This window comes from Paraflavitalea sp. (assembly GCF_059502485.1).
On sequence record NZ_JCACET010000008.1, the window covers coordinates 508,507 to 524,589 of the forward strand.

General features: G+C 45.6%; 14 protein-coding genes. 5 read left to right on the forward strand and 9 right to left on the reverse strand.

Annotated elements, in window-relative coordinates; translation table 11 throughout:
* Positions 1-83: 83 nt before the first annotated feature.
* Together uvrB and AC5JBY_RS04805 are read right to left on the reverse strand one after the other, a co-directional pair.
* Positions 84-2,132 (reverse strand): excinuclease ABC subunit UvrB, encoded by a 2,049-nt coding sequence (uvrB, locus tag AC5JBY_RS04800; RefSeq protein WP_495903422.1) that lies wholly within the window; start codon positions 2,130-2,132, stop codon positions 84-86.
* A gap of 73 nt (positions 2,133-2,205) precedes the next feature.
* The gene (locus AC5JBY_RS04805) at positions 2,206-2,667 is read right to left on the reverse strand and encodes a methylglyoxal synthase (protein ID WP_495903423.1); all 462 of its coding nucleotides are present in this window, start codon (positions 2,665-2,667) and stop codon (positions 2,206-2,208) included.
* 169 nt (positions 2,668-2,836) lie between these two features.
* Here AC5JBY_RS04805 and AC5JBY_RS04810 point away from each other — a divergent pair, with 169 nt between their 5' ends.
* Positions 2,837-3,460: a T9SS type A sorting domain-containing protein gene (locus AC5JBY_RS04810; protein WP_495903424.1), complete on the forward strand. Its 624-nt coding sequence runs from the start codon at positions 2,837-2,839 to the stop codon at positions 3,458-3,460.
* A 613-nt stretch (positions 3,461-4,073) separates the two neighbouring features.
* Here the strand turns inward: AC5JBY_RS04810 and recA are convergent.
* Positions 4,074-5,093, reverse strand: coding sequence for a recombinase RecA (gene recA / locus AC5JBY_RS04815; RefSeq protein WP_495903425.1), 1,020 nt, complete (start codon positions 5,091-5,093; stop codon positions 4,074-4,076).
* A 310-nt stretch (positions 5,094-5,403) separates the two neighbouring features.
* Positions 5,404-6,996, reverse strand: a complete 1,593-nt coding sequence (locus AC5JBY_RS04820; protein ID WP_495903426.1) for a M1 family metallopeptidase — start codon at positions 6,994-6,996, stop codon at positions 5,404-5,406.
* 289 nt (positions 6,997-7,285) lie between these two features.
* Between AC5JBY_RS04820 and AC5JBY_RS04825 the strand changes: the two genes are divergently transcribed.
* A complete protein-coding gene (locus AC5JBY_RS04825; RefSeq protein ID WP_495903427.1) occupies positions 7,286-8,167 on the forward strand; it encodes an OmpA family protein in 882 nt (293 codons plus the stop codon).
* Between the two features lie 94 nt (positions 8,168-8,261).
* Here the strand turns inward: AC5JBY_RS04825 and AC5JBY_RS04830 are convergent, their stop codons facing one another.
* Positions 8,262-8,957, reverse strand: a complete 696-nt coding sequence (locus AC5JBY_RS04830) for an alpha/beta fold hydrolase (RefSeq protein WP_495903428.1) — start codon at positions 8,955-8,957, stop codon at positions 8,262-8,264.
* Positions 8,958-9,118: 161 nt separating this feature from the next.
* Positions 9,119-9,556, reverse strand: coding sequence for a hypothetical protein (locus AC5JBY_RS04835; RefSeq protein WP_495903429.1), 438 nt, complete (start codon positions 9,554-9,556; stop codon positions 9,119-9,121).
* Between the two features lie 308 nt (positions 9,557-9,864).
* Between AC5JBY_RS04835 and AC5JBY_RS04840 the strand changes: the two genes are divergently transcribed.
* Positions 9,865-12,303 carry an outer membrane beta-barrel protein gene (locus AC5JBY_RS04840; protein WP_495903430.1) on the forward strand — a complete coding sequence of 813 codons (2,439 nt, stop codon included), beginning with the start codon at positions 9,865-9,867 and terminating at the stop codon, positions 12,301-12,303.
* On the opposite strand, the gene AC5JBY_RS04845 is transcribed toward AC5JBY_RS04840, so the two are convergent.
* The 3 genes from AC5JBY_RS04845 to AC5JBY_RS04855 form a co-directional block, all read right to left on the reverse strand.
* Positions 12,300-12,449, reverse strand: coding sequence for a hypothetical protein (locus AC5JBY_RS04845; protein ID WP_495903431.1), 150 nt, complete (start codon positions 12,447-12,449; stop codon positions 12,300-12,302). The genes AC5JBY_RS04840 and AC5JBY_RS04845 overlap by 4 nt on opposite strands.
* Before the next feature lie 29 nt (positions 12,450-12,478).
* Positions 12,479-13,348 (reverse strand): helix-turn-helix domain-containing protein, encoded by an 870-nt coding sequence (locus AC5JBY_RS04850; RefSeq protein ID WP_495903432.1) that lies wholly within the window; start codon positions 13,346-13,348, stop codon positions 12,479-12,481.
* 98 nt (positions 13,349-13,446) lie between these two features.
* A complete protein-coding gene (locus AC5JBY_RS04855; RefSeq protein ID WP_495903433.1) occupies positions 13,447-15,039 on the reverse strand; it encodes a Na+/H+ antiporter in 1,593 nt (530 codons plus the stop codon).
* Between the two features lie 267 nt (positions 15,040-15,306).
* Between AC5JBY_RS04855 and AC5JBY_RS04860 the strand changes: the two genes are divergently transcribed.
* Positions 15,307-15,477 carry a hypothetical protein gene (locus tag AC5JBY_RS04860; protein ID WP_495903434.1) on the forward strand — a complete coding sequence of 57 codons (171 nt, stop codon included), beginning with the start codon at positions 15,307-15,309 and terminating at the stop codon, positions 15,475-15,477.
* Between the two features lie 123 nt (positions 15,478-15,600).
* The gene (locus tag AC5JBY_RS04865; protein ID WP_495903435.1) at positions 15,601-16,077 is read left to right on the forward strand and encodes an META domain-containing protein; all 477 of its coding nucleotides are present in this window, start codon (positions 15,601-15,603) and stop codon (positions 16,075-16,077) included.
* Positions 16,078-16,083: the final 6 nt, after the last annotated feature.

Sequence of the window (16,083 nt, forward strand, 5' to 3'; positions counted from 1 at the left end):
GAAATCTGCTTGCGAAGTAAACGCCATCGAAGTAAACGCCACCAAAGCAAAAGACTCCCGACTCTGAACTAAAGACTCCCGACTTACTTAGCTCCCTTCAACTCCTCCAGCTTCTTCTGCATACCAAACATTTCATCCCGCAGCCTGGCAGCTTCCATGAAGTCGAGATCGCGGGCAGCTTTCTCCATTTCCTTCTTGGTTTTACCAATAGCCTTCTCAAGCTGAGGAATAGTTTGATAAACCGCCTGCTCTTCTGCCGCAGCATGAACTACCAGCTCTCCATCCGGCGCGATTGCATACGGATTGTTGGTGTCATAACCCTTAATATCCAGAACCGATGTTTGAGCAAACACCTGTTCCTTGGACTTGGTAACAGTACGGGGTGTAATATTATTAGCGATGTTGAAAGCCACTTGCTTTTCCCGGCGGCGGGTAGTTTCGTCGATAGTACGCTGCATACTTTCAGTCATGGTATCGGCATAAAAGATCACCAGACCATCAACGTTACGGGCGGCACGGCCAGCCGTTTGTGTCAGCGACTTTTCATTACGCAGAAACCCTTCCTTATCTGCATCGAGAATAGCTACGAGGGAAACCTCCGGAAGATCGAGACCTTCCCGTAGCAGGTTCACACCCACGAGCACGTCGATCTCTCCGAGCCGCAGCTGGCGCAGAATTTCAACCCGCTCCAGCGTATCCACCTCACTATGGATATACTTCGATTTGATATTGATGCGGTGCAGGTACTTGTCCATCTCTTCGGCCATCCGCTTGGTAAGCGTGGTCACCAGCACACGATCACCCTTGGTCACACGCTTATCTATTTCATCGAGTAGGTCGTCGATCTGGTTCACACTGGGCCTTATTTCAATAGGAGGGTCCAGCAGGCCGGTAGGTCTCACCACTTGCTCTACAACAATACCCTCACTCCTGTCCAGCTCATAATCTCCCGGCGTAGCCGACACATATATACTCTGATCTACGATCTGTTCAAACTCATGAAAGTTCAACGGACGGTTATCCAGTGCAGAAGGAAGACGGAAACCAAAGTCCACCAGGATAAGCTTGCGGCTCCGGTCACCACCATACATACCGCTGATCTGCGGAATCGTTTGGTGACTCTCATCGATCACACACAGAAAATCCTTAGGGAAGTAATCCAATAAACAGAAAGGCCTTGTACCAGGCACGCGCCTATCGAAGAAACGGGAATAGTTCTCCACCCCGTTACAATAACCGAGCTCCCGGATCATCTCAACATCATAATTCACCCGTTCGCTGAGGCGTTGAGCTTCTATATACTTACCATTTTGCTTGAAATAATCCACCTGCGCTCCACACTCGTCCTGTATCTCATGTAGAATCTCTTGGATCATGTCTTTTGGCGCCAGGTACAGGTTAGCCGGGAAGATGGCGGCATTATCCACCATCCCGATCCGCTTACCACTGGAGATCTCCAGCGTTTCAATACTCTCGATCTCATCACCAAAGAAAGTTACCCGGTATCCCCAGTCCATATAAGGAAGGTTGATATCCACGGTATCACCCTTAACCCGGAATGATCCGCGTGTAAAATCAGTCTGACTTCTTATATAAAGAGCATTGACGAGTCCGTGTAGGAATCCCTGGCGCGAAAGGACCTGCCCCTGGTGAATACGTATAATACCATTTTCAAACTCGGCAGGATTACCGATACCATAAATACAGCTCACACTGGCCACCACAATAATATCCCTGCGGCCACTCAGCAACTCGGTAGTGGCATGCAGGCGCAGCTTATCAAGCTCCTCATTGATGCTGAGATCTTTTTCAATATAAGTATCGCTGACAGGCAAATAAGCTTCAGGCTGGTAGTAATCATAGTAACTGACGAAGTAGCCAACAGCATTCTCGGGGAAAAACTGCTTGAACTCCCCATACAATTGAGCCACCAGCGTTTTGTTATGCGTAAGGACCAGTGTAGGACGTTGAACCTGCTGGATCACATTGGCGATGGTAAACGTTTTACCACTGCCCGTAACCCCAAGCAGGGTTTGGTGCTTTTCACCGTTCAGAACTCCTTCAGTCAGTTGCCGGATGGCTTCCGGCTGATCTCCGGCCGGAGGAAAAGGCGCGTGTAAATTAAAAGGCATATAGTTTAACTATAACAATTATCGTGCACATAAGTTGGCATTATTCCAATGCAGTAAGCAATTGACTATCAACTTATTTATTCTCAATCCTCCTCTTCAGATAATCAGTATAATCAGTGAGCGTAGCAGCATAGTCAGTTTGCATCAGCGGAGACGTCAATACAAAATCAGCCGTCGATCGGTCACAGGCTACAATACAATTCCAGGCAATAGCCACCCGCAGCAAAGCCTTTACATCACTATCATGAGGCTGCGCTTCCATGGGGTCCCAGAAAAAGATCATGACATCGATCTCGCCAACTGCTATAAGGGCGCCTATTTGTTGATCACCACCCAGCGGTCCACTCAACAACTTCTTGACTGGTCTGTCCAACTTCTCTTCCAGCAGCTTGCCGGTAGTGCCGGTTGCAATCAGTTCATGTTTGGCTAACACAACCTTGTTGAATTCTGCCCAGTCAATGAGGTCCTTCTTCTTATTATCATGCGCTACCAGCGCGATCCGCTTACGGGCATCAATTCGCCTTGTTGTCGACATAGCTTTATTGTATTAAAGGTTTTGGCCTGAAAAGGTAAAGTGATTTTGAAGAAACTTTAACGTAAGAGGAATAATTTTCAGTGCGATATCGCGTTTTCCACATTCGGGCACAGTAATTGTTAATAACTATTTCCCATTTAAGTTCCCATTAAATTCTATGTACAAAGGTTTGCTGATATGCTTGGTAAGCCTGTGCACACACTTTTGTGTCGTTGCGCAGGATAGCTCAGCCGGAGCCCCTCCGGAAGAAACGGCTACCACCGTTCCTGATTCAGCAATCTACCTCACCGACCTGGTAGCAGCTATCAAAGAAAGCTCAAAAGTCATCCTCAACTGGCGAATGGTAAACAGCAATACTGCTGAGTTCGTGGCGGTAGAACGTAGCTGCAACGGCCGTGACTTTGAAACGATCTCTGTACTTAAACAATCATCTTCCGGTCTTTGGTACGAATGGATCGATGATGCGCCAGCCAAAGGACGCAACGTATACCGTGTCCGTTTTGCCGGTAAACAGGGCGCCACTCAATACTCTAAAACGATTCCCGCCATTATCGCCGGAGATATAACTTTCAGGTTCTATCCTAATCCTGTAGATAATATCCTGATCATCCGCTCTGAGTTCCTCCTCGATGTGCAGGTAGTAGATCAAAACGGAAAAGTTCGCCTTACCCACAACAAGCTGCAGGGTCTGCAAACCCTCAATGTAGCATCCCTCGAAAAGGGTATGTACATTCTCAGAATTAGTAATCTTACGACAGGCATTACCACCCAGGAAAGGCTCCTTAAAAACTAACAACCGGTAGTATATCAGTTAGCCAGGTCAGTTTTCCCCCTGTATATTAAAAAGTTGGAAAGTGTTATCCCTTATTACGGGGAATTATGTCCCCTTTTATCCGAGTTATTACTTCTTTCACAGAGTATTTTTACTATAACCACAAAATGGTATTGCACATGTCAAAATTCACCCTTATTTTTACCTCGGTTTTTCATAGGATATTGGATTTTAAAGCGGGGTTGAATGTCTATTCAGACCCCTTTTTTATTTCTGCTACTTTTGGAAAGCAAAACCACTAAGCATGTCCGTCCCCGGATATCGATTAAAAGAACTACTCCACCAGGCAAAGCAACAAAGCCAATAAGCACTTCCCCAGAGATCGATTCAAAGAACCCCCACTGATAATAATGCAACCAGGTAAGACAAAGGAGTTATGGCCAATGCCGTTGAATTAAACTGTCTCCCTGTAGCTTAATTGAGGGGCGGGTCGCCCTGCAGCATTGCCAATGCCGCGCAAAGGCGGCTCACCCTGGTCTAAAGAGAAGGATCATCACAACTAAATAAAAAAGGTCCTGAAGAATCAGGACCTTTCATTTACTAACCCCTTAGTATTCACTTACTATAACAAAGTTTATGCAGTGGGTGCAGCACCGGTTTGCATTTCTTTTATTTTCGCGCGGATCTTTCCTTCAATCTCATTGGAGAGTTCAGGATTGTCCTGCAATAACTTCTTAACAGCATCACGTCCCTGGCCCAGTTTGTCGCCATTGTAGCTAAACCAGCTGCCACTCTTTTGTACCACGCCCAGCTCAACACCCATATCCAGTATCTCACCTGTTTTGGAAATACCTTCTCCAAATACGATATCGAACTCAGCTGCACGGAAAGGAGGAGCTACTTTATTCTTTACTACTTTCACCTTTACACGGTTACCGATTGCTTCATCACCATCCTTGATCTGAGCCATACGGCGGATATCGAGGCGGATAGATGCGTAGAACTTAAGTGCATTACCACCGGTAGTCGTTTCTGGATTACCAAACATCACACCGATCTTCTCACGAAGCTGGTTGATAAAGATGCAAATGGTATTTGTTTTATTGATAGTAGCCGTCAGCTTACGAAGCGCCTGTGACATCAACCTTGCCTGGAGACCCATTTTGCTGTCACCCATTTCACCTTCCAGCTCACCTTTAGGCACCAGGGCGGCAACAGAGTCGATTACCACTACATCGAGTGCGCCGGATAAGATCAGGCGGTCGGCAATTTCCAGCGCCTGCTCACCATAATCAGGCTGAGAGATCAGCAGATTATCTACATCCACACCCAGCTTTTGCGCGTAGCCACTGTCAAAAGCATGCTCCGCATCGATAATAGCGCACATGCCGCCTTTTTTCTGTGCTTCCGCGATAGCGTGGATAGCGATAGTGGTTTTACCGGAAGACTCAGGCCCATATATCTCTACAATACGGCCTTTGGGAAAGCCGCCTACTCCCAGCGCAGAATCCAATCCAATAGAACCCGAGGATACTATCTCCGTAGGCTCAGTAGACTTTTCATTCATCATCATCACACTTCCTTTGCCGAAGTCCTTTTCAATTTTGTCAATCGTCAGCTTCAGCGCTTTGAGTTTTTCGTTATTTGTAGACATAATGGGTTGATTTTAGTATTCAAATTAATCGAATGTCAAATGTAGGGGAAATTATCTTATCAACACTAATTTTATTAGCAAATCTTAGCTAATTATTTTGGTGCCTGCCAAAAAGGGGCAAAAAAAAACCCGCTACCAAGGTGTTCGTAGCGGGGAGACCACAGCAGAAAACTACCGTGGGTGGAAATTTTAGAACTAATTCAGGAAAAGGCGATGGTTGAAAACCATGGCACAAAGGGACTGCAAATTCAGAAACCCGGCAATACCACTTTGTGGTAATTCTAACCACCAGGCGTCTGAGGGTTTCCTACTACTCGTAAATAACACGCTTGAGATAGAACCCCTTTTCATCCACCACAGGCAAAGACTGGCTTACCAGCGTGTCACCCTTATTACTGATCATTTGCCTTTTAGTGCCCCCACTGGTAGTAATGTCCAGCGGTAACACTCCATCATAGTTTAATAATTTAATATTATAATTAATATCACCTGTTCTGGTTACCTGGATTTCCAGCTTCTTGGTAGTGCGTAAATAGAGATCAAACAGCGGCTTCAGATTGGTACCCGACTCCCGGCTGAAAAACTGTTCCACATCATCCGTCGTTACCAGGTTATCATAAGTATACCGGGCGTCAGTCACAAACTTTTTAATAGCCGGGAAAAAGAACTCGTCACCAGTCACGTAACGCAAAGTGTGCATAAAGAAAGCCCCCTTGCCATAAATATCGCCATGATACGCATCGTCCGAATTGATATTGGTGCCCAGCACCACCGGCTTTTGATTTTGAGTATGCCGGCCAAAATCCTGCATCCGCTTGAGATAAGAAGCCTCACCTTCCGCTTCCCGTAAGAACAATACATCGCCAAAACTGCAGATGCCTTCCTGCACCCACATATCACCCCAGTCTTTGCCAGTCACCTTATTACCCCACCATTCATGACCAAACTCATGATGTACCAGCCAGTCGAAATCCTCTCCACCTACTTTCGCATATTTAAATTTATTGCCATACGCATTCATAGATTGATGCTCCATACCCAGGTGAGGCGTTTCAGCAATAGCGATCTTCTCCTTTACCCAGGGATATTCACCAAAATATTTCTCCTGCATGCGGATACTCCGTTCAAAAACCTCAAGATGATGAGCAGCCTTGTCAACATGCTCTTCTAATACGTAAAACTCTATAGGAACCTTATTACCATTGACAGTAGTATAAGGACGGGTTACCACTTTGTACTTTCCTATATTGAAAAGAATACTGTAATTGTTGATCGTGTAATTCGTTTTCCAGTGATAGGTAGATTGACTTTTCTTATGAGTAACCTTTTGCAACAATCCAGGCCCGGCTACAACAAGACCTTTGGGAACTGTGATAATGAGGTCCGCCCCCTCATTAGGTTCGTCAGATGGATGATCCTTACAAGGGAAATAGATCTTGGCGCCCTCCATCTGACAGCTAATAGCGATCCAGTCATTACCCGTCGAATCCTTGGCCCATTGAAACCCGCCATCCCATGGAGGTCTTACGGCTACACGAGGCTTTCCCGCATATTGAACCTTTACAGTGGCTGTACCAGAGAGCGCAGCAGGCAATGTAACATTGATCAGGTCTTTCTCATGAGCAAACGCAGCCTCTTTATTATTCACCCACACCTTGCTCACTTTAAAAGAATTCAACAAGTCAAATAATAAAACAGAAGTTGGCTGCTTCAATACAACGTTAATGGTTGTATTGCCATCAATAGACTGTTCGCGTGGGTCAACAGTTAGCGCAACAGTATAATGCCTTACATCCATATTGGCTTGTTCAGGTTTCAATACTCCACCCGATAGTATACTTTGAGCAGCCACACTATAAATGGTAAAAATGAAGGCAAATGAGGTACAAATGATCGAACGCATAGAAAGGTTTTGCAGTAAGGTAATATTTTTATAGCCCCGTCTGATAAGGGTTTGCGTAGTTTGTGCCTTTTCCTTATTGGATATACATTAGTGATTAGTGCAGATTTATTAAAAAAATCTTAAAAAGACCTTAAAATGAAAGAGCACTTTAATCGTTCATAGGTATTTTATCATGATATTATACCTTTGAACCCCTTTATCAGGCACACTACTTGCATACACTACTGTTATGAGGTATGAATGTTATGTGTGAAAGATTGCTAATTAATCAATTAAAAACCCAATTTATATGAAGTTCAGACACGTTCTGTTAGTAGCATTAACCCCTGTCGTGCTGTTTTCCTGCGTCAGCACCAAAAAATTTAAAGCAGAACAAACAAGGTACACTCAACTGAAAGACTCTTTATCCGGCGCCGTTGCCAAATTACAGGCAGAGCTGAGATCTTGCGAAGACCAAAAAGCAGAAGAAGGCCGCAGAAAAGCTGCCCTCCAGGCTGAGATCGATGCCCTCAACAAACAACTCGCTTACCTGAAAGAAAACAATACCCAGGCATTAAAGCAATTACAAGACCTTTCTGTAATCTCCAGTTCACAAGCTGAAAGCATCAAGAAATCAATGGAAAACATTGGTGCCAAAGATTCTTACATCCAGACTTTGCAACAACAAATGGCGCGTAAAGATTCTTTAAACATGGCCCTGGTGATGAACCTGAAAGGCGCCATCGGCAACCTCGATGACAAAGACATCAACATCAAAGTTGATAAAGGTGTAGTATACATCGATATCTCCGATAAGCTGTTGTTCAAGAGCGGCAAATTTGATGTAACAGACCAGGCCAAAGTTGTACTCGGTAAAGTAGCTACCGTGTTGAAAAATCAGCCTGACATCGAATTCATGGTAGAAGGCCATACAGACAACGTGCCTTACAAAGGCGGTGGTCAACTGCTCGACAACTGGGATTTGAGCGTTAAGCGTGCAACCTCTGTAGTGAGAATCCTGCAAAACCAATACGGTCTGGATCCTGCGAAGATGTCTGCTGCCGGTCGTGGTGAGTACTCTCCGCTGACACCTAATGACTCTCCGGAAAGCAAAGCGACTAACCGTCGTACAAGAATCGTTGTTCTGCCACAACTGGATCAGTTCTTTAAACTGCTCGAAACCAAGAAATAGTTATTTCTTTCTAAATAAAAACGGGTGGGTCGCCTTCCAAAGGCGGCTCACCCGTTTTCATTGATAGACCCACCATTTTTGTTTCTATCTTATACTAAGCTTGCACAAACTTTTTTATCAGCGAGCTCAACAACTTTATATCAACTTGTTCAAGCGCATGACCCGCTGCCGGTAACACACCCAATTGAGCAGTCGGTAACTTTTTGTATACACCCACAGTTTCATCGAGCGTCACCATCTTATCGCGGTCGCCCAACAATAGCAGACAAGGCGTGGTGATCTGTTCATAATCCTCCGGCTTCAAAGGATTATTCTTTCCCATAGCCAGCAATAGGCTGGCGGTGTTTTCAAGAACAACCTTCCAGTCATGTGGCGTATGCCGCTTTTCCAGTTGCGCAGCGAAAGCCGGTATCTTTTTAAGTATCGTTTCAGGATTGAGCATCTGCACCTCTTTGGCTGCACCCTGTTCATCCCAATGGAACTTGGTGGCCAGCGTGATACACTTCACCAGCGTTCCCGGATGGTGCCGGTTGATATACATACCCACATAGCCGCCCATACTATAGCCAAACAAGTATACAGGCTCACCCGCAGGCACATAACTGTTGATATAAGCCAGTACTTGTTGCGCAAACAGTTGGATTGACCAGGGTTTATCCGGCATCGGCTCTCCACCATGCCCGCTGAAGTTGATGCGGTGGACATAAAAATCATCGGCGAGACTTTCTTCTAATGACAGCAATTGATCCTTGGCGCCAATAGCGCCATGCAGTAACAAAATATGTTGCATAAAATAAAGATAGCAAAGGAGGACGGGACAGGAACCGGAGAGCAAAAATGAAAAAGAGTACGGATTAAATTGCCACGCTGAGCTCGTCGAAGCGTTGTTGAAGGGTGGGTCGCCCTTCCCGTCCGTTGACGGGACGGCTCACCCTGATCTGAAGGAACTAATTATTTCAGGAGATTCAATGCGCTGAGCCAGCCGGGACGCTTGGATGCCCAACCGCTTACAAGCGCCTCAGGCTTCAGGCCGCCTTCAAGATTCTTCAGTAAACCGGCCGCACTGGAAAGAGTACTCACGGTGTTAGCTGTTTTTAGCAGGCCGTCCACACTGAAGCCGCTTTTGAACATATCAGGCTTGATGAAACCGGCAAGCGAAGAAACACTTTTAGCAGCGCCGGCAGCGTCGACAACTTTTGAAGCTGTACTCAGCCAGTCGGTTTTGCCGCCACTTGCCCAGCTTCCCAGGAAAGAAGTTGGCTTCAAAGCACCCGCAAATTGAGTAAGCAGGTTGCCGATATTAGGTTTAGACACCTTCGGAAGTTGAGCCTGTGTGGTAATAGTTCCCAGAGAGGCTACGAGTAACAAGACTAAAAAGCGCTGTTTCATAAAAATTGTTTTGCCCGGACCCTTGATTTCGCCGGATTGGTTGATGAAATGAATGGTAATCCATGTTACGCTGTAATCACAAAAACTCCTCATTCTGTTTAATTTTTAGCACTTTATAAGTGCGAAACATTCGAAAAGGGTGTTTGCCAAAGCCTATATCCCTTCCGCCTTCGTAGCTTCCCCGATGTAAAAAAACGACAACCCCTTTCCCTTTTCCGGCCATTTAAAGCCTCCCTTTCGCAGCCTGTATAGAAGTCCTACGAAGCCATTCGTTTTATCTGAATATTTGCTTCCCTTAATTGCTAAGCATGCGCAAATTGATCCTGGCGATGGTGAGTTTTTTGGCGGTGATAACTGCAATGGCCCAAAATGGCCAGCGTGGTAAGATCACGATTAAGGTATTCAATGAAGCGCAACAGGGATTGGAAAACGCTACAGTAGAGTTGCTAAAAAGCAAAGACTCAACATTGGTAAAAGCAGCCATCACGAGTAAAGATGGATTGGCAGAGTTGGATAATATCCCAACCGGCGCTTATCTACTGAGAATAACCATGATAAACTATGCGAAGCACTTCACACAGCCCCTAACCCTGACAGCCGAAAAGCCGGAGATCAATTTGCCGGCGGTTTCCCTCACGCCCGCTACTGCTGCACAAATGAAAGAAGTGACAGTAACGGCCCGCAAACCCTTTATACAAAAACTGAGCGACCGCATCGTGGTGAATGTTGACAATAGCATTGTCAACGTGGGCAGCTCCGCATTAGATGTGCTGGAGCGCTCACCCGGTGTGTTAATAGACCCCAACGATATCATCAGCCTGCGGGGGCGGCAGGGTGTCATCATTATGATTGATGGAAAGATCACACCCATGTCAGGCGCCGATCTCATCAACATGCTACGCAGCCTGCCATCCAACAGCATTGAACGCATCGACATAATCACCAATCCTTCTGCCCGCTATGATGCTGCTGGCAACTCGGGCATCATAGATATCAGGATGAAAAAAGACCAGCGTTTAGGAGTCAATGGTACCCTTACTGCAGGTTACGGACAGGGCGTTTTTCCCAAAGCCAATACGGGCGCCACTTTCAACTACCGCAATAAAAAAGTAAACCTGTTCGGCAGCTACAATTACGGGTACCGTAAAAACCTGAACCACCTGATGCTCAAAAGAGAGTTCTTTAAAGATGGTAATTACGATGGAGCCTACGACCAGGACAACTACATGAAGATTCCCATCAACACCAATACAGCAAGGTTCGGCGCAGATTTCTTCCCCAATAAAAAGTCGATCATTGGTTTTGTACTGAATGGGACACTCACCAACCTGAACCGTTCCAACAACAACCGCTCACTGGTACTGAACAATGTTAAAGACCCGGAATCAAGCTTCATCACCAACACCACAGAAAAGACCCGCTTTAAGAATGCATTGGGAAACATCAATTATAAATACACTTTCGACAGCACTGGCCGTGAGCTAACTGCCGATGTGGATTATGGCATATTCAACAACAACTCCGACTCCCGCTTTATTACAGGGTTCTATTCTTTAGGAGGACAATCGATCAAGCCGGAGTACAAACTAACCGGAGATCAGGAAGGGAAGATCACGATCGCTACGGTAAAAACAGATTATACCCATCCGCTCAACAAAACCACGCGCCTCGAAGCCGGTTTCAAAACCAGCTTTGTAGAAACAGATAATGATGTAGTATTCTATGACGTAAGCAATAACACACCACAATACGACTCTTCAAAGAGCAACCGCTTCAACTATAAAGAAAACAACAACGCACTGTATATAAACTTTAATAAGGAGTTTAAGAAGATATCTCTGATGGCTGGGCTGCGTGCAGAGCAAACAAATATGGAAGGCCTTCAGCAGGTAAATAACATCGGTTTCGACTCGTCATACCTGCAGATATTCCCCAGCGTTTTCATGACGTACAAATTGGCTGCAGAAAAAGCCCTGGGTATTTCAGTGAGCAGGCGCATCGACCGCCCTAATTATTCTGAGCTGAACCCCTTCCGCTTTTTCCTGGACCCAAGCACCTACAGTTCCGGCAACCCATACCTTAAACCCCAGCTCACCTGGTCCTACGAATTAAGTTATACAGTAAAACAACTCAGTTTCACACTTGCGTATAGTCATACAAAACAGAACACCACTGTGGTCATCAGACCCAGTGAAACGGAAGACAAAGTGACGGTGCAGATACCGGTAAACCTCAATAGCTACAGCTATTACGGGCTAACGGTAGCTGCACCTTTCCGTTTTACCAAATGGTGGAATGCAATCAACAACGCCAACCTCTATTACGGCCATTACAACGGCAACCTGGCCAATACAACCCTGGATAATGGCCGTCCGGCTGCCAACATCAGTACCAACAATACATTCACCCTGCCCAAAGGATGGACCTTGGAATTAAATGCGAGTGTAAACACTGGTGGACAATATGGCTTCATGAAACTTGATCCTCAATGGCAGGTATCACCCGGCGTGCAGAAAACAGTGATGAATAAGAAAGGCACTATCCGCTTGAATGTAACCGATATATTCTGGACCAACCTGCCACGCGCTGTAGTTGAGTTCAGCAATTACATTGAACACTGGCATGCGAAGCGTGAGTCCAGAGTGGCCAACCTGTCATTCACGTACCGCTTTGGCAAAAACACAGTAACAGCGGCAAGAAGAAGGTCTACCGCTTCAGAAGAAGAAAGAAGAAGAGCAGGGAGTTAATTCTTTTTAAAGTATTGAATTTCCCGTTCGTGTTTCTTGGCCGCATCGAGACTGTCAAACGTTCCCAGGTTGCGACGCCTGTTTGTCTTTGGGTCTTTTTTGCGGGAATAAATGCGGTATTCACCGGATTTTAGTTTGCGTATCATACCACTGGTTTAGGATATGCGCGCACAATTTACATGCCGTCCGTGCGGGGCTTTTTGTGTAAAGACTGCAACAATTGCAAGTGGGGCTGGAGGTTTTGCAAAGTGCCCTTTTGAAGGAACTGTTTCAGGTGCTTATAAAAATGACTATGGTCGTAGTAGCCATAAATGGAATAATGAAACGTATCGGGAGAGCTGGCTACATGCGCTGCCGCTTTACGGATGCGCATGATCTGTAAGGCATTTTTACTGCTGATACTGGTAGCCCTTTCAAAATAACGCTGTAGCGTGCGGGTGGAGACCTTGTATTGTTGCGCCAGCGTTTCAATGGTAGTCTTAAAATCATTATCCCTAAAACACCGGTCAAGGATCTCAGTAACGATATGTACTTCCTGCAGGGAACCTGCATGTTCCTGCACAATAGGCTGGTAATAGTTGCTGATGATCCTTACCCTTTCATCAAACGAGCCGGCAGCTTTAATAGCATCGATGAGCGATTGATCTACAAGATAGCTGAGCGGGAAAATATACTCGCGGTACTCTGCAAAATTGACCTTCTTCAGGAACAGCACCGGCGATATTTTAAACTTGATGCCAAACAATTGATTACCTGGCCGGTGATAACATTCAATACTTCGGTGCCGGGGCAGAAACCCGTCCGATTTCATATCGAAGGACTGATCAGCAACCTGCATCACGAAAGGAGTACCAAGATTAACGAGGTAGGTATAACCAATATTGGGGAACAGTGCATCCGAAAAACCGCCCGGATAAGTTTGCCATAAATGACCAAAGTCCGTTTCCCAGATGAAATCGATGAAATGACTCAAGGCAGCCGGGGCAGGCGTGCGGTGATAGTTGTTCTCAAAATGATCCTTATGGAAAAATTCTACATGCTGCACAGAAACATCGTATCACATAAAACTATAGCAATTACACTTTACCCCCATCCGGGAAAAAGATGATCAGCAATAGGATAGTATAACCGGTTAGACTGCACTTATTTTCTCAGGCGCGCTTCTTCCAGGTCCAGTTCTGCCTCCCTTTTACGCAGCATCTCATCCGGAAATTCTTTAGTACGGGCCATTTTGCTCAGTTCGGCCCTGCGCACCTGCACAGCCTCCAGCAGCATCTGCCGGTATTTGGGTACAAACGAGCCGCTGAGCTGCGTTTTCTCATCCTCTTTTAGTCTGCTGCTGGCAATATCAGCCATCCGCGCATAACGCTCTTTCAACCTTACAAAAGCTTCAATAGTGCCAGACTCCTCCGCATAAGATTTATTCAACAGCTCCAGAACGGCAGTAGCCAGCCTTAACCGGATAGCATGCTCATGATGCGCCTCCGACTCTGGTTCTTCAATCTTAAGGAGACGTATTAATAGCGGAAGACTCAATCCCTGCAATACGAGCGTAAAAAGAATCACCACAAAAGTGATGAACAAGATGAGGTTGCGGTTAGGGAATGCCTGACCATTGCTCATGGTAATGGGAACAGCCAGCGCAGAAGCCAAAGAAACCACACCCCGCATACCGCTCCAGGCCACAATAAAAACTGACTTCCAATCAGGCCGGGGCTCTTTCTCTCTTATTTTTCTACTGAGCGCGCGGGGAATATAAGCCCCAGGAAATACCCACACAACACGGATGATGATCGTTACAATACTGATCACCACAGCATACTTGATGGCATCCCAAATAGAATTTTCCCCCAGCTCCTTGATGATATAAGGCAGCTCCAGCCCGATCATGATGAATACGACACCATTCAGCAGGAACACAAGCGTTTCCCACACACTCACCGCCTGTATCCGGGTATTATAAGAAAACACTTCGTGCGAGCGGAAAGAAAGAAACAGACCGCCGGTTACTACTGCCAGTACTCCGGAGAAATGAAAATGCTCCGCAGCGATGTACATCAGGTAAGGAGAGATAAGCGTAATGGCCGTATCGATACTGGGCGTAGTGGGCAAGAACCGGTGAATGAGATAAACGATATGAGCAATAGCCAGTCCGATAATGGTACCCATCACCGCTACCAGTAAAAAGTCAACCCCCGCTTTCCACAAAACGAATTGACCTGTTGTAATAGCAACAAGGGCAAAACGGAATACGATCAAGCTCGAAGCATCATTGATAAGGCTTTCCCCTTCCAATATGGCAGTTATTCTTTTAGGCACCTTCAGTTGTTGCAATACACTGGTGGCTGCAATGGCATCCGGCGGAGAAATAATACCCCCTAATAAAAATCCCATACTAAGCGTAAAGCCGGGAATAAGCGCATTGGAAACAAACGCAACAGCCGTAGCAGTAAATATTACCAATCCAAAAGCCAATAAACCAATAGGCCGCCGGAACCGCCAGAAGTCATTCCAGGAAGTATTCCAGGCCGCGGCATATAACAACGGAGGCAGAAAAATAATAAACACAAGATCAGGCTCCAGCGTGATGGCAGGAACACCGGGAATAAACCCGATACCCAAACCGGCAATCACAAGCAATATGGGATAAGATATACGCAGTTTTTCACTGAGCATGGTCAACATGGAAACCACCAGCAGAAGCGAAATAATAAGCAGCAGGTTGTCTTGGAGCATAGAGAACAGTTAATGGAATTAACGATTACAGATCAATTTAGAATATTTTAATAAACCCATGTAGGGTCAATCAACCCCAACAATCCCTTCCTGTAGAACAAGAACTACAATTTCTTAAAAATCATACTTATAGGAAAATTAAAGTCGACGCACCTAATGTACTAATAGTAAGTAGGTTTAAAGTGAAAGACGTTAATAATGAAACCGCGTGGCAAAGTTATTGAGAAAGTATTGGAAACTATTTGAAAAACACTCAAAGCACATTTTATGAAAAAGATATTAATCACATTCGGCGTTGTTGGCCTGTTGGTAGCAGCGTCTTGCGGAACACCAGAGCCTGCTGGTGACCAGCCGACTACTGATAGTAGTTCCATAAACAACAATGCACAACCTGATAGTGTTACAACGGCAAAGCCGGATAGCGCGCAAAATCAATAGATCTCCAGGATTTATTAAGGAATAACTAACGTGTTGGTTAGATTGTGTAGAGTAGGATGGCACGATTTTATTGTGCCATCCTTTTTAGGTTTCACAATGTCGTAACTATAAAAAATTACCAGTATGCAAAACATCCTTTTAACAGGAATGGTGGCCTGTTCGCTGCTGGCAGGCGGAGTAGAATGGAACAGGCAGGCCACCAAAGAACATGATTTTACGGGTAAAGCTGTATATACCCCCGCCGATACAGCCCTTAATGGAGAATGGTTCCTGCTGCCGGTACTGGCTTCCGATACGGCCGCGGGAAAGTATCCAACCATAAAATTCAACGTAGCAAAAGGAACTTTCACTGGCCACACGGGATGCAACCGCATGAATGGTTCTTTCAAACGCACAGATAGCAGCCTGACGATTAGCGAACGCATCATGCTGACCAAAATGGCATGCCCGGGTTATAATGAACCAGCTTTTCTGAAAACACTACTTAGTACCAACAGATATAAGCGAGAAGATAGTGTATTGGTGTTGATGTTCAACCAAACCGAGTTGTCACGGTGGACAAGAAAACCATACCATGGGCCTATAAGCAAAGGCACTTAACAAAGA

Bases quoted from the DNA above. Each gene is read 5' to 3' on its own strand.
- recA (WP_495903425.1), bottom strand. From the start codon at position 5,093: ATGTCTACAAATAACGAAAAACTCAAAGCGCTGAAGCTGACGATTGAC.
- AC5JBY_RS04855 (WP_495903433.1), bottom strand. From the start codon at position 15,039: ATGCTCCAAGACAACCTGCTGCTTATTATTTCGCTTCTGCTGGTGGTT.
- AC5JBY_RS04845 (WP_495903431.1), bottom strand. From the start codon at position 12,449: ATGATACGCAAACTAAAATCCGGTGAATACCGCATTTATTCCCGCAAA.
- AC5JBY_RS04825 (WP_495903427.1), top strand. From the start codon at position 7,286: ATGAAGTTCAGACACGTTCTGTTAGTAGCATTAACCCCTGTCGTGCTG.
- AC5JBY_RS04840 (WP_495903430.1), top strand. From the start codon at position 9,865: ATGCGCAAATTGATCCTGGCGATGGTGAGTTTTTTGGCGGTGATAACT.
- AC5JBY_RS04830 (WP_495903428.1), bottom strand. From the start codon at position 8,957: ATGCAACATATTTTGTTACTGCATGGCGCTATTGGCGCCAAGGATCAA.
- AC5JBY_RS04860 (WP_495903434.1), top strand. From the start codon at position 15,307: ATGAAAAAGATATTAATCACATTCGGCGTTGTTGGCCTGTTGGTAGCA.
- uvrB (WP_495903422.1), bottom strand. From the start codon at position 2,132: ATGCCTTTTAATTTACACGCGCCTTTTCCTCCGGCCGGAGATCAGCCG.
- AC5JBY_RS04805 (WP_495903423.1), bottom strand. From the start codon at position 2,667: ATGTCGACAACAAGGCGAATTGATGCCCGTAAGCGGATCGCGCTGGTA.
- AC5JBY_RS04835 (WP_495903429.1), bottom strand. From the start codon at position 9,556: ATGAAACAGCGCTTTTTAGTCTTGTTACTCGTAGCCTCTCTGGGAACT.
- AC5JBY_RS04865 (WP_495903435.1), top strand. From the start codon at position 15,601: ATGCAAAACATCCTTTTAACAGGAATGGTGGCCTGTTCGCTGCTGGCA.
- AC5JBY_RS04820 (WP_495903426.1), bottom strand. From the start codon at position 6,996: ATGCGTTCGATCATTTGTACCTCATTTGCCTTCATTTTTACCATTTAT.